The organism is Flavobacterium piscis (assembly GCF_031457575.1).
Classification (GTDB): Bacteria; Bacteroidota; Bacteroidia; order Flavobacteriales; family Flavobacteriaceae; genus Flavobacterium; species Flavobacterium piscis_A.
This window is the reverse complement of the sequence record NZ_JAVDWQ010000003.1, coordinates 116,293-130,348: the sequence shown is the minus strand read 5'-3', so window position 1 is coordinate 130,348 and position 14,056 is coordinate 116,293. Positions and strand designations below refer to the sequence as shown.

Below are 14,056 nucleotides of genomic sequence, written 5' to 3'. Positions count from 1 at the left end.
TTATGGCAACTACAAAATGGTCAATTGACCCAACTCACTCAGAAATTGGTTTTAAAGTAAAACACATGATGTTTACCAATGTTTCAGGAAAATTTGGAACTTACGATGCAACAATCACTACAGAAGGAGACAGCTTCGAGAATGCTGCAATTGAATTTTCTGGAGATATTGCATCTATTGATACTGCAAATGCAGACAGAGATGGCCACTTAAGAAGTGCAGACTTTTTTGATGTAGAGAACAATCCAAAATTAACGTTCAAAGCTTCATCTTTCAAAAAAATTGATGCTGGAAACTACGAAATAGTTGGAGATTTAACTATCAAAGGTGTTTCAAAAGAAGTGAAATTTCCTGTAGAATTTAGCGGTATCATGACTGATCCTTGGGGAAATACTAAAGTAGGTTTAAGTATAGAAGGGAAAATTAACCGTAAAGACTGGGGGTTAAACTGGAACTCTGCTCTTGAAACTGGGGGAGTTTTAGTTGGTGAAGAAGTTAAACTGAATATTGAATTGCAGTTTGCTAAACAGGCGTAATTATTACTTTTATTAAGATTATTGCCCATATAAGCGAAAATCAAAATGATTCAAAATTTGTATATTTGCAAATAAAAATATATTTTTAATTAAATTAAAGATTATGGCAACAACAATTAAAATTACTCCAATAGTAAAAGGTAAGGAATCTGAAAGGTTCAATGCTGTCATATCTACAAGTAAGACAAATAAAATTTCTGAAGCGAAAAAAGCTAAAATATTTGCTTTAGTAAGCAAAGTGATGGCTAAAAAAGCATAAATGGATTTGTCGAATTTTGCTTTTTCATTGTTAAATGACGATGAAATTTTAAACAGTTTTGATTGTGAAGACGAAAAAATAAATGAATTCTTAATTCAAGATTCCAAAAATTTTCAAAACGAAAAAATTACAAATACATATTTATTTTAAGGAAGGCAATGAAATAGTTGCCTTCTTTTCTATATCAAATGATTGCTTGAATGATTTAGGCTATGAAAATTCTATTTGGAATAAATTGCATAGAAAAATCAGGCTCCCTAACGAGAAAAGAATCAGACAATATCCCGCAGTTAAAATCGCAAGATTAGGAATAAATAAAAATTACCAAGGAAATGGTTTTTCTCACCAATTACTAGATTTTATCAAAGGTTGGACATTTATTGAGCATAAACCTGCTTGTCGATTATTAATTTTAGACGCATATAATCAACCAAAACAAATGGCAATTTATACAAAGAATGATTTCGTATTTCTTTTAGAATCAGATAAAGAAGAAGAACATAGATTTATGTATTTCGATTTGATGAGATTAGAATAACAACTCAGTAAGCAACAACAGAAACTAAATTTTAGACTTAATTTAAAAATCAACACATAAAATTAATGCCCACACAAAAAACCCTTCTTAAACTATTTGTCTAAGAAGGTTTTTTTTATTTTAGGGTATATTAAATACTAAAATTTAAGCATTCGCAGTAACGGCTTCTTTATCAATTTTGCCAATCAAACCTGCCAATACTTTCCCAGGACCTACTTCTGTAAATAAAGTCGCGCCATCAGCGATCATTTGCTGTACCGATTGTGTCCATTTTACAGGAGCAGTCAATTGAATAATTAAGTTCTTTTTGATTTCGTCAGCATCAGAAACTGCGCTTGCCGTTACGTTTTGGTATACCGGACAAATTGGAGTAGAAAAAGTAGTCGCTTCAATAGCTGCTGCCAGTTCTTCTCTTGCAGGCTCCATCATTGGGGAGTGAAATGCCCCTCCAACAGGTAAAATCAATGCACGTTTTGCTCCTGCCGCTTTCATTGCCTCACACGCTTTTTCTACTGCCGATGTTTCTCCTGAAATTACTAATTGTCCCGGACAGTTATAATTTGCAGCGACAACAATTCCGTCAATAGAAGCACAAACTTCTTCTACCACATTGTCTGCCAATCCTAAAACTGCAGCCATTGTTGAAGGTGTTATTTCGCAGGCTTTTTGCATAGCCAAAGCACGTTGTGAAACTAATTTCAGACCGTCTTCAAAAGATAAAGTTCCATTCGCTACCAAAGCTGAAAATTCTCCTAAAGAATGTCCCGCTACCATTTCAGGTTTGAAATCCCCGCCTAAAGTTTTGGCCAGGATAACCGAATGTAAAAAAACGGCCGGCTGTGTCACTTTTGTCTCTTTTAGTTCTTCGGCAGTGCCTTCAAACATAATATCTGTGATTCTGAAACCTAAAATTTCGTTTGCTTTTTCGAATAATTCTTTTGCTAATGGAGATGTTTCATATAAGTCTTTGCCCATTCCTGGAAATTGTGCACCCTGACCCGGAAATACGTATGCCTTCATTTGTCTAATTTAAAGATTGATATTTTAAGTTGAAATTAGTTTCAATTTTAAAGGCAAAAATAACATTTTTTTAGCTTGTATAATTCTTAAACATATAAATCCACAACAATCTTGAAAATCGCAGATTAAAGAAGGAAAATACAATAATTACCGCTGCAATAATTGGAATAATTCTTAAATCGAATGTTTTTTCGAAGAAAAATTGAGCTACGCAATAGGTCGCAATAGCCTGCGCCACGGTCAATCCGTAATTGACGTACATTGCCCCAAAAAAATAACCCGGTTCTTTTTGGAACTTATAATGACAATGACTGCATGTTTCATTCATTTTTGGAAAGCCGAAATTCAGGAAAATATTCTTGTCTTTAAAAACTTTTCCTGTATGACAATGTGGACATTCGTTTTTTAAAATATGGGCTAGTGTATTTGACATGACTTTGCTGTTTTTTATTTAAACAAAGGTAAAATACATTCTATCAAAACCTTTTTTATATCTTCGCTACATATAGCACAATAAAGACATTTTGTTATGAAAAAGTACCCTGTTTATAGTGTTCAGAATTTTAGTTGTAATGATATCCATCGTGATTTTTATGTAAACACTTTTAAGGAACATTTAAAAAGCCACAGTTTTGTCGAAGAACCTCATCGGCATGATTCTTATTTGATGGTCTTTTTCACACATGGTTCCGGAATTCATGAAATCGATTTTGACAGATTCGAAATCCAAAAAGGAAGCTTATTTGTCTTGCAGCCCGGGCAAATGCATCATTGGAGTTTGTCTGATGACATTGAAGGTTTTGTGATTATATTTTCGCAGGAACTTTACAATTTATATTTCGGGCAGAAAAAAATTAATGATTATAATTTTTTTCATTCGATTCACAATCGGCCGGAAATGCTTTTTGAAGCCAAAGAAATACCAAATATTTTGCCTTATTTTAATCTTTTAAGTAAAGAAAATATGCAGCATAATAATTTTCAATTGGATAAAATGCTGAATCTACTGGATTGCATCCATATTGAAATTGTACGCAAATACAACGAGACCCACTCACATCAGACGCATTCATACAATGTCAAAATCAATACATTTGAAAAGCTTTTGGAACTGAACTTCAAACAAGAAAAATCACCTTCTTTTTATGCTGACAAATTAAATATCACCCTAAAACACCTCAACCGAATTTGTAATGAAATTTTACAAAAAACAGCGACAGAAGTGATTATGGGTCGGGTAATTCTTGAAATCAAACGGATGCTGACAGACAAACAATTTGCGGTAAACGAAGTTGCTTCTGCCATTGGATATGATGATTACTCCTATTTTTCGAGGGTTTTCAAAAAACATACTGGGCTTTCTCCAACTGGATTTCGGGATTTAAAAAAACTGAAAAATTAAACCATATAATATAAGTTCATTTAACTTTGGCTTATATTCTGTTATCAAAAAGCATTTTGACTTCGCTCAATGTGACGAAAAAACTTAAATTATCTTATATCACTTTATATGGTGAAAAAATTAAATGGTTACAGCTTCCAGAATTTTGAAATTGCTTTTTGGCGCTTCACATAAGGAACAGCAATAGGTTTCGGCTAAATCGGTAAACAGAATGCCTTTTGGAATGTTCTGGCTTTCATCTCCATATTCCGGATTATAAGTGGTTAGACATTCCTGACATTGGTAAATATCCAATTGTGTTTTTTCTTTTTTCTGCGTATTTTCAGTTGTTTCAGGAACTGAGTTTCCTAATTCTTCAAAGTATTTTCGGCTCAGTTCAATCAAAATGGTTGGCAATTCCAACTTATCAATATCTTGTGAATGCACAATATATTCACGCGTATTCGGATCGAAATTCTTCGCATACAATACATTATAAGTATCACGAATTTTAATCGATTCCAGATCTTTGGGCAAATCATTTTTTTCGACTACAATCGAAGTAAAATAATGCCCGTCTCGATTATATTCCGAAATTCCGAAATTTAATCCATAGGTACTGACATCAAATTGATCCAGTGTTCTTACTAAAAAGGTTTTCAGGTTTAAAGCCCATTCCATTGCTACCGGTAAATGCCAGTTCAATTCTAAAAGTGAATGACGGACATTGATTCCTTTTTTTCCTAAAAATTTCTCCCATTCCAGTTTTCGGTCTTTTGGAATTCCTTTTATAATAAATGATTTCCAGGGTGTGATACATATTTTCCCGATTTTACAATCGAAGCATAAATCGCACATTTCTTTCAGAAAATCCAAATCGTAAAGATTGTTTCTCCAATACAAACCAAGCCAATACTGGTCGATTCCCATTCGGTTCATGCCTTCGTAGTACGGAAAAGGATAAAACGGTACATTTAAAGGTTTATCGATAGTTCGGTTATTGGTATTCAAAGCTTCACTTGCCAGACTAAAGATCATATCAATACCGCATGATTCTTTAGAAACAATACGTTCAATTTCATAGTAAAAGGTGGCAATATCCCAACTGTAAATTAATACGGGATATACTTCCATACGCTGCCATTTCGGTAAACGAATGTACAAATACCAGTAATCTTCATGCTCAGAAGCAATAAAATTAAGATGCCCGGTAAACAACGGAACCAATTGTTGCTTTGGGTCGTTGATATTAACTTTAAGTTTTGGCTGTTCTTTAAATTGCTCTAATATATATAAAAAACGGTTTCCGGTAAGCCAATTGGTATTCCTGAAAATATCCGTAGAAACATAAGAAGAAACGATATTATTACCACTCTTTTCATCCGGAAAAACAAAATGATGTTTCCCCATTTTTTCTTTATCCAAAGCTTTAAAGCCTTTTGGAAAAATAATATCCTGTCTTGAACCAAATGAAATCGAATCTAAACCCTGATCCGCAGCCATATTGACAACTTCTTTAAGTTCCCCTGGCGAAATAACGCCTCCCTTTACTATTAATCTCGTTAATTCCATGTTTTCTTTAGTTTACAGTTTTAGGTCTCAGTCTCAGTTTTCTCAGTATAAAAACTGATTACTGCGACTGAAAACTAATCTATACTTTACATTTCGCTAAAATCTCTTTAACCTCTGTTTTACAACTTCCACAACCTAATCCTGCTCCTGTATTTTTACATAAATCAGTAAAATTGTTCACACCACTTTTAATGGTTTCCTCAATGTTTCCGGCTCCAACCTGACTGCAGGAACAAACTAATTTTCCAAGAACCGGCTTGGCATTTGAACTTCCCCTTAGCAATGAATTTCGCTTGTCTGATAATTCGATTTTACTTTCGATCATCGTTTTAAATTCGGCAAACTCATTTTTGTCACCCATTAAAATAGCTCCAACCAACAAATCATTTTTAACGATACATTTTTTATAATAACGCTGTTTTAAATCGGCAAAGATAATTTCTTCATAAGAATCATCATTTTCCGGAATCTCAATATCTCCGATACTACACAAATTAATATCTTCCAATTTCAGGATATTCATTAAAACAGAACCTTTATAGTAGCTACTAATATCTCCGGCCAAAAAATTAGCCAGAATATCGGCTTGTTCTTCTGCAGCAGATGTGATTCCGAATAACTGATTATTGAATTCAGCAATTTCTCCAATGGCATAAATATCAGGATTCGACGATTGTAAATACTGGTTTACCTTTACCCCACGACCACAGGCTAGACCTGTTTCTCTTGCTATTTCAATATTTGGAATTGTTCCAATTGTGTACACAATAGCATTTGCAGTAATGATACGCCCACTTTTCAGGGCAATTTCAAGTTCGTTATCATTATCAGTTTCAAAAACAGTACTTACTTCATTATCAAAATAAATCTGAATATCACGAAGCTGTACTTCTTCTGCCAATAATTTACTTGAAACACGGTCCAGCTGGCGTTCCATCAAACGTGAAGCTCTTTGAATTATAGTAATTTTTACTTTTTTATGTTTTAAGGCTGCGGCCAATTCTAATCCCAGCAAACCTCCTCCAACGATCACAACGTGCTGTTCTTCCGGAGGCAAATTTGTGTCATCAAGGTGTTTTTTTAAACGATCAGCATCTTCTTTTCGTCTAACAGTAAAGCGTCCCGGCAAATGTAACTGAGCATTTTCCGGCACAAAAGGGCGGCTTCCGGTAGCTAAAATCAGGGAATCAAAAGTATGTGTATCGCCTAAAGTGTCTATTATTGTTTTGTCAGCTGCATTTATCTTACCAACAGCAACACCTGCATTCATGGTAATTTTCAATTTATTTAGTGCTTCTCCATCCTTAACTTTTAATAATTGCTGCCATGTAAATTCGCCTGTCATATATTCCGGTAGCAACACACGATTATAAAACGGATTTATTTCATTTGAAAAAACCACAATTTCATCAGTAGAATTAAATTCCCTGTAATTTTGTATAAAACGGAAAGCCGCAGCCCCCGCTCCCACAATTGCAATTTTTTGAAAAGGCTTTACATATTTGGTAATAGCAACGGTAGTATATTTAAAGTCTGGTTCTTTGGAAACCGGATCAATTAAGGTATTCGTTAAATTATTGGTTCGGTTTAAATCATTTTCAAGTTGTTTTCCCCAATGCATTGGCAGAAAAACCACTTTTTCTTTGATTGAATCCGTAACTTTTGCTTTTACGCGAACTTCTCCGTTTTTACTGGTTACAATAACAATATCACCATCTTTGATATCGGATTTAAAGGCATCAATTGGATTTATTTCCAAAACCGGACTTGGTGTATGCGTCATTAAACGCGAAACTTTTCCTGTTTTTGTCATCGTATGCCATTGGTCACGAACCCTTCCTGTGGTCAGGATAAACGGAAATTGCGGACTTGGTGGCTCTGATCTGTTTTCAATTGCAGCTGGCAAATTGAAAATTGCTTTTTGTGATGGTGTATAGAATTTTTTATCCGTAAAAAGACGAGGTGTTCCGGGATGTCCGTAATCAGGAACCGGCCATTGAAAAGTACCTTCGGTTTTTAATCGGTTATAATTTAAGAACGAAATATCAATATTGGTGTTTTTGGTCAGCGCACAATGCTCTTTGTAAATTTCTTCGGCATTATTGAAATTGAAACCGTTAAAATTCATTTTTTTAGCAAAACGAATCAGGATTTCAATATCCGGAAGCGCTTCACCGGGAGCATTTATCCCTTTTGGCAAATACGAAATACGACGCTCAGAATTGGTCATTGTACCATCTTTTTCCAACCATCCGGCTGCAGGCAATAATAAATCGGCATATTTAGCTGTATCTGCATTGTGTGAGATATCCTGAACGACAACAAATTTTGCTTTTTGCAGTGCTTTTTCGACCCGACGGGAATCTGGCAAACTCACTAAAGGATTTGTACAGATAATCCAAACGGCTTTCATCTTTCCAGATTCTAACGCTTCAAACATCTCTGTAGCTGTCAGGCCCGGTTTTTCTGAAATAGCATCAACTCCCCAAAAATCTGCAACCTCTTTTCGATGTTCCGGATTGGCTAAATCTTTGTGCGCGGCTAATAAATTGGCCATTCCGCCTACTTCACGCCCACCCATTGCATTTGGTTGTCCCGTTAATGAGAAGGGTCCGGAGCCAGGTTTTCCTACCTGTCCGGTTAACAATGATAAATTCAGTAAGGCTGTATTTTTATCAACACCTACTACGCTCTGATTTAGTCCCATAGCCCAAAGCGAAATAAATCCTTTTGCTTTTCCGATGATGTCAGCAGCGAGTTTGATATCGTTTACTGAAATTCCACATAATTTTGATGCTTTTTCCAGTGAAGTATTTAAAACTAAATTTTTATATTCTTTAAAATTTTCCGCATTGTTTTTTACAAAATCATGATCTACATACCCTTTTTCAATGATACGTTTTGCCATCGCGTGATATAAAATAATATCAGAACCCGGAATAATCTGCAAATGCAAGTCGGCAAAAGCAGCCGTATCCGTTCTTCTTGGATCAATGACGATTATTTTAACCTTAGGATTATTTTCTTTGTGCTTTTCAATTCTTCTGAATAAAATGGGATGACACCATGCCGGATTTGCTCCGGTAATCAAAAATGTGTCTGCCAATTCGATATCGTCATAGGCAATTGGAACAGAATCTTCCCCAAACGTCTTTTTATATCCCACAACTGCTGAACTCATACAAAGTCTGGAATTGGTATCTATATTATTGGTTTTTAAAAAACCTTTTACCAATTTATTTACCAGATAATATTCTTCGGTTAAACATTGGCCTGAAATATAAAAACCAACACTATCCGGGCCATGTTTTTTTATTATCGAAGAAAAAACAGCCGCTGCACGATCAATTGCAGTATCCCAGCTTACACGTTCCAACGGATATGTTTTGCTTCCGCGCATTTGTGGATACAAAATCCTGTCTGAAGTATCATTAACTACATAATGCAAATTCATTCCTTTAGAACACAACATTCCTTTATTTACAGGATGGTCTTTGTCACCTTCAACCATCACACCATTTTTCGCATCATTTGTAACGATAATTCCGCAGCCAACGCCACAATATGAACAGGTAGTTTTGATTTTTGTGTTTTGCATTCTGGTTATCTTTTAAATACTACAATTAAGGTCTTTTGACAAGGCTTTAGAAAAAGCACTTATTTTAAGCCATACAAAAATAAGTATTTTTACGTATAAATACTTATTTTATCAATTTATTTTCATATTTTTGAATCAAAATAAATAAGGAACAGAATTGTACAGTGCTGAAGTGAATAGTTATTAGTATAAAGGCATAAAATCAAAATAAACAAAAAGCTAATCACTCTTCACTAATTACTATGGATTAAGTAGGAAATCAATAAAAAGGGATACCATGAAAGAAGAATTGGCCATTTGTTATACCTGTACAAACGAAAACTGTTTTATAAAAAAACACCTGCACTTAGAGCAGATGAAGCAGTATGTTGCGAAAAAGCACAGCTTCGTATGTAAAAAATCTCATCAGTTTATTATTGAAGGTGCTCCAATTCAGGGATTGTACTTTATTTGTAAAGGAAAAGTAAAAACTGTAAAAACCGGTATTAATGGTCGTGAACAAATTGTCAGGCTAACCAAAAACGGAGATACAATTGGGTTTCGTGGTTTTGGAACCAGCAAACGCTATTTAATAGGGGCTTATGCACTCGAAGATACTGTTTTATGTAATTTCAGTAATGAAACGATGATGGAAATTCTTCAGAATGTTCCTGAATTTACGTATGCCCTAATGCTATTTTATGCTGATGAATTAAACAAAAGCGAGAATAATATTCGAAAAATTGCTCACATGAATGTTCGTGAACGCGTAATTGATTTACTATTATACATTCACCGTAAATTTGGTCAAACCAATGGCTTAATTGAAATTGAACTTTCCCGAAAAGAAATAGCCGACTTTGCCGGTACTACTGAAGAACAGGCAATCCGTGTGCTTTCAAGCCTTAAAAAAGAAGCACTTATCAAAACCGTTGGCAAAAGAATTGGCTTACTGGCACTTCCGAAATTACAATCCGAAATTATGGAACACAAGTATTTCTAAACTCCAAAATTTCTTCTTCAAAAAACTATACCTGAATTAAAAATCTCCTTTTTTTAAGTAATTATTACTACCTGTTAAAATAATTTCTACGTATATTTTAATCTATTCAGTTTTTTTATGTCAAAAAACACTTAAAAAACTATTCATTTTCTCTTATATAAATTCTATTTCTTTTAAATAGTAGTCAAAATTCCAGAATTTAAATATCTCAACACCCCTTATTTCACTTAGGTTATTTTAAAATTTATGCAATAACGCAGTAAATAAATTGATTTTAAAACGATTTTTTCAGTTAAAAAAAAATGTTTTAACATGGGATAAATATAGTACTTAAGTATTAGTACGTATGTAAGTTTGCCTCATACTAATCAAAACAAATAACCATGTCAAAATTAACCCAACTAATAATTGATCAACAGAATTTAAGAAAGCACTCTGTTTTTACATCAAAAATAACAAAATCACTTGTTTTAGGATTTGCTATTACTCTCTTAGCAAATTACGAAGCAAAAGCACAATTTACATTTACTGGTCAGTTGAGAGACCGTGTTGAAATGCGTGCCGGACAGGGAACGTTGCAACAAGACGGAGATAAAGCGGCCTTGTTTACCAGTCAGAGAACAAGATTATCTGCAGGATATACAGGTTATCGTTTTAAAGTTTACACCTCATTGCAGGATGTTCGTGTTTGGGGTCAGGATGCATCTTCTATCAATAAAACAACGACCGAAGTGAATAACGGAATTTTATTTCATGAAGCCTGGGCAGAAATTTCATTAGTAGATACATTAAGTACAATTCAGAATTTATCTGTAAAAGCAGGACGTCAGGAGATTGCTTATGATGATCAGAAAGTTTTAGGAGGCTTAGACTGGTTGCAGCAAGGTAGACGACATGATGCGATTATTTTTAAATATGCAAACAAAGGGTGGATTGTAGATGTTGGAGCTGCTTTTAATCAAAATAAAGAAAATAATACCGGAACGATCTACAACGGAACAAATCCTGCGTATGGTGCAGGAACAAACGGAATTGGAACCATGTACAAATCGTTTCAATATGCATATATAGGTAAGAAATTCTTCTTTGGAGATTTATCATTTCTATTCTTTAAAGACGATTTTAATAAATATACTATGGTCACTTCAGGAACACCAGCCGTAACAACTAAGGTAAATGGAGAGGGAACCTGGAACAGAAACACTACGGGAATTTATTTTAATACTAACCCAACCCGAAAATTAAATTTCACAGGAAGTCTTTATCATCAAGGCAGCCATGATAAAGATGGAAGAGCTTTAAATGCTAACATGGCTTCTATTACATCAACTTTACAAATTGGAAGAAAATTATTCATTGGTCCCGGCGTTGATTATTTGTCCGGTGATGACGGAACAGAAGCTGTAACCGCTACGTCTGATAACCATCGTTTTGATCCTCTGTACGGAACGCCACATAAATTCTGGGGAACCATGGATTATTTTTATGCTGCCAATGGTTTTGGAAAACAAGGCTTGCTGAATTATTTCTTTAAAATGAAATATAACGCCAAAGACAATCTGAGTTTCTTTTTAGATGTACACGGTTTTGAAGCTGCCAATACACTATCTGATGGAGCTGGCGGAAAACTAAATTCATATTTAGGAACTGAAATTGATTTACTTGTAAAATACAATCTAACCAAAATTATCAATATCGAAGCCGGTTATTCAATCATGAAAGCGACCAACTCTATGGCTTCAACAGCAGTTAAAAATGTTACCAATGCCGATTTAACTCCACAATTTGCTTATGTAATGCTAAATATCAAACCCAATTTTCTGGCTAAGAAATAATTCAAATAATTTTTAAATCTATTTAAAATGAAAAAATTACACACACACACAACAAGGGTTTTCAAAACAACAATAGTAACCTTCGTACTTCTTTTAGTAACTTCTTTTTCAGAAGTTACTGCTCAGAATGAACCGGTAAAACTAGGATTTATCCCACTTACTGACTGTTCCCCAATCGTAATGGCAAAAGAATTGGGATTGTTTAAAAAATATGGTGTTGAAGTAGTTGTAACCAAAGAATCATCATGGGCAAATGTTCGTGATAAAATTTTAACCGGGGAATTAGACGGAGCGCACTGTCTGTATTCTATGCCGTTTTCGGTTTACACAGGGGTAGGAGGAAAAGCAGGTTCTGAAATGAAAATCGCCATGATGCTGAATGTAAATGGTCAGGCGATTACACTTTCAAAAGATTTTTGCGGAAAAGTGGGTTTCAAGCAAATGAATAAAGTAGCCCCCGTTGTAGCAGCAAAATTAAAAGCGGACAAAGAAGTGACTTTCGCTATGACATTTCCCGGAGGAACGCACGATTTGTGGTTGCGTAACTGGATGGCAATTGCAGGTGTGAGTCAAAAAACATCTAAAATCATTACGATTCCGCCTCCGCAAATGGTAGCCAATATGAAGGTTGGTAATATGGACGGGTTTTGTGTTGGAGAACCTTGGGGCGGTGTTGCCGTAAAACAGGGAATTGGTTTTACGCAAGTGGCATCTCAGGATATCTGGAAAGACCATCCTGAAAAAGCATTGGTTGTCAATAAAGAATTCAGTGAAAAGCGCAGAACTGATCTTGTAAAAGTAATGAAGGCAGTTTTAGAAGCCTGTATTTGGTTAGACAATCCTGCCAATCGTAAAAAAGCGGCAGCAATTATCGGTAAAGCGCCTTATGTGAACGCTCCTGCAGATGTTATTGAAAACAGATTGATGGGTAATTATGATCTGGGATGTAATCAGGGAATTCAGGTTTATGCTAAAGATTATATGTTATTTCACAAAGACGGTGCGGTAAATTATCCACGTAAATCACATGCTATCTGGGCAATGGCACAATTTGTAAGATTCGGATATTTAAAAGAAGCTCCTAATTATAAAGCAATTGCAGACAAACTGATTTTACAGGATTTATACGAAGAAGTTGCAAAGAGCATGAAGGTAAAAGTTCCAAATGATGACATGAAGCCTTTCTCATTAACAATGGATAAAACGATTTTTGACCCTTCGGATCCTGCAGGATATTTAAAAGTAGTTAAAAAATAAAGTGCTTACTGAGTTTATTTCCACCACAGATTTAATGCTATTATTAAACCTACTTAAAGTTCTTTAATCTGTGGTAAAATTAACTTCATACTAGATATTCATTAAATATAATTTTCAAATTTTAAATTACAATGCCATGTCAGATAAAGATACATTAACACTAAGAGATATTTCCGGTCAAGCCGAGGTTTTGACTTCGGAAACTATCAATGATTCAGTAAAAAGCGAGAAGTTTAAATTAATAATGGGTCAATTTGCAGCCAAATTAAAATCGACTTTGTTAGCCGGAGTTGGAGTCCTTGTTTTTATAGGATTTTGGAGTTTACTTAGCATTTATACCAAAGAAGCTCTTCCGGGACCTCTAGCGACTTTTACCGTTTTGAAAGAAATGCTGAGTGATCCTTTTTACGATTATGGACCTAATGACAAAGGCATTGGATTACAATTATTTAATTCAATCAAAACTGTTTTATTTGGATTTTTATTAGGATCATTAATAGCGATTCCTATTGGGATTTTGATGGGAGCCAGTACCACTTGTAAACAAATTTTTTATCCGATTGTACAGCTTTTAAAACCGGTTTCGCCTTTGGCATGGTTCCCAATTGGATTGGTCGTTTTTAAAGATACCGGAATGGCTACTATTTTTATAGTTTTCATTACTTCACTTTGGTCTACCTTAATCAATACTTCTTTTGGAGTGGCTTCGATTCCGCAAGATCATAAAAATGTAGCAAAAGCATTCGGATTTTCAAAAATGCGTTACTTAACCAAAATTTTAATTCCGTACAGCTTGCCTCATATCATTACTGGATTGCGTTTAAGCATCAGTGTTGCCTGGCTGGTAATCGTTGCCGGTGAAATGCTTTCAGGCGGTGCAGGAATTGGATTTTTTGTATGGGACAGCTGGAATGCCCTAAGTTTAGAAAAAGTAATCTCAGCTATCATCATCATCGGAATCGTTGGCCTTCTTTTCGACAAATTATTCACTTTTATTGAAAGTAAAGTGGCTTATAAAGCGTAAAAAAAGTTTCTGAGTTTCTAAGTGGCTAAGATTTTAAGTTTTTTTTAGTTAAAA

At 34.6% G+C, this 14,056-nt stretch carries 12 protein-coding genes; 8 read left to right on the top strand and 4 right to left on the bottom strand.

The genetic code is table 11. The features are described 5' to 3' along the window. Nucleotides 1-2: 2 nt before the first annotated feature. The 3 genes from J2W48_RS05925 to J2W48_RS05915 all read left to right on the top strand — a co-directional run bounded on the left by J2W48_RS05925 (nucleotide 3) and on the right by J2W48_RS05915 (nucleotide 1,333). Nucleotides 3-536, top strand: coding sequence for a YceI family protein (locus tag J2W48_RS05925; protein ID WP_310279361.1), 534 nt, complete (start codon nucleotides 3-5; stop codon nucleotides 534-536). Nucleotides 537-639: 103 nt separating this feature from the next. Next, nucleotides 640-795, top strand: a complete 156-nt coding sequence (locus J2W48_RS05920) for a hypothetical protein (protein WP_310279359.1) — start codon at nucleotides 640-642, stop codon at nucleotides 793-795. A 196-nt stretch (nucleotides 796-991) separates the two neighbouring features. After that, a complete protein-coding gene (locus J2W48_RS05915; protein ID WP_310279357.1) occupies nucleotides 992-1,333 on the top strand; it encodes a hypothetical protein in 342 nt (113 codons plus the stop codon). Between the two features lie 144 nt (nucleotides 1,334-1,477). Here J2W48_RS05915 and fabD read toward each other — a convergent pair whose 3' ends face one another. Then, nucleotides 1,478-2,353 carry an ACP S-malonyltransferase gene (gene fabD, locus J2W48_RS05910; RefSeq protein ID WP_310279354.1) on the bottom strand — a complete coding sequence of 292 codons (876 nt, stop codon included), beginning with the start codon at nucleotides 2,351-2,353 and terminating at the stop codon, nucleotides 1,478-1,480. A gap of 70 nt (nucleotides 2,354-2,423) precedes the next feature. Continuing rightward, on the bottom strand, nucleotides 2,424-2,786 hold the full coding sequence (locus J2W48_RS05905) for a DUF983 domain-containing protein (RefSeq protein WP_310279352.1): 363 nt from the start codon (nucleotides 2,784-2,786) through the stop codon (nucleotides 2,424-2,426). A gap of 96 nt (nucleotides 2,787-2,882) precedes the next feature. Between J2W48_RS05905 and J2W48_RS05900 the strand changes: the two genes are divergently transcribed. Beyond that, entirely contained in the window at nucleotides 2,883-3,755 is an 873-nt protein-coding gene (locus J2W48_RS05900; RefSeq protein ID WP_310279350.1) for a helix-turn-helix domain-containing protein, read from the top strand. 120 nt (nucleotides 3,756-3,875) lie between these two features. Here J2W48_RS05900 and J2W48_RS05895 read toward each other — a convergent pair whose 3' ends face one another. Both J2W48_RS05895 and J2W48_RS05890 read right to left on the bottom strand, forming a co-directional pair. After that, nucleotides 3,876-5,306, bottom strand: coding sequence for a rubredoxin (locus J2W48_RS05895; protein WP_310279348.1), 1,431 nt, complete (start codon nucleotides 5,304-5,306; stop codon nucleotides 3,876-3,878). Nucleotides 5,307-5,385: 79 nt separating this feature from the next. Beyond that, the gene (locus J2W48_RS05890; protein WP_310279346.1) at nucleotides 5,386-8,904 is read right to left on the bottom strand and encodes a molybdopterin-dependent oxidoreductase; all 3,519 of its coding nucleotides are present in this window, start codon (nucleotides 8,902-8,904) and stop codon (nucleotides 5,386-5,388) included. Nucleotides 8,905-9,181: 277 nt separating this feature from the next. On the opposite strand from J2W48_RS05890, the gene J2W48_RS05885 reads away from it, so the two are divergent. The 4 genes from J2W48_RS05885 to ntrB all read left to right on the top strand — a co-directional run bounded on the left by J2W48_RS05885 (nucleotide 9,182) and on the right by ntrB (nucleotide 14,002). Continuing rightward, the gene (locus J2W48_RS05885; RefSeq protein ID WP_310279344.1) at nucleotides 9,182-9,886 is read left to right on the top strand and encodes a Crp/Fnr family transcriptional regulator; all 705 of its coding nucleotides are present in this window, start codon (nucleotides 9,182-9,184) and stop codon (nucleotides 9,884-9,886) included. Between the two features lie 383 nt (nucleotides 9,887-10,269). After that, nucleotides 10,270-11,721 (top strand): alginate export family protein, encoded by a 1,452-nt coding sequence (locus tag J2W48_RS05880; RefSeq protein WP_310279342.1) that lies wholly within the window; start codon nucleotides 10,270-10,272, stop codon nucleotides 11,719-11,721. A gap of 27 nt (nucleotides 11,722-11,748) precedes the next feature. Continuing rightward, complete coding sequence (locus J2W48_RS05875; RefSeq protein ID WP_310279340.1) at nucleotides 11,749-12,978, top strand: CmpA/NrtA family ABC transporter substrate-binding protein; 1,230 nt, start codon at nucleotides 11,749-11,751, stop codon at nucleotides 12,976-12,978. A 136-nt stretch (nucleotides 12,979-13,114) separates the two neighbouring features. Continuing rightward, nucleotides 13,115-14,002 (top strand): nitrate ABC transporter permease, encoded by an 888-nt coding sequence (gene ntrB / locus J2W48_RS05870; RefSeq protein ID WP_310279338.1) that lies wholly within the window; start codon nucleotides 13,115-13,117, stop codon nucleotides 14,000-14,002. Nucleotides 14,003-14,056: the final 54 nt, after the last annotated feature.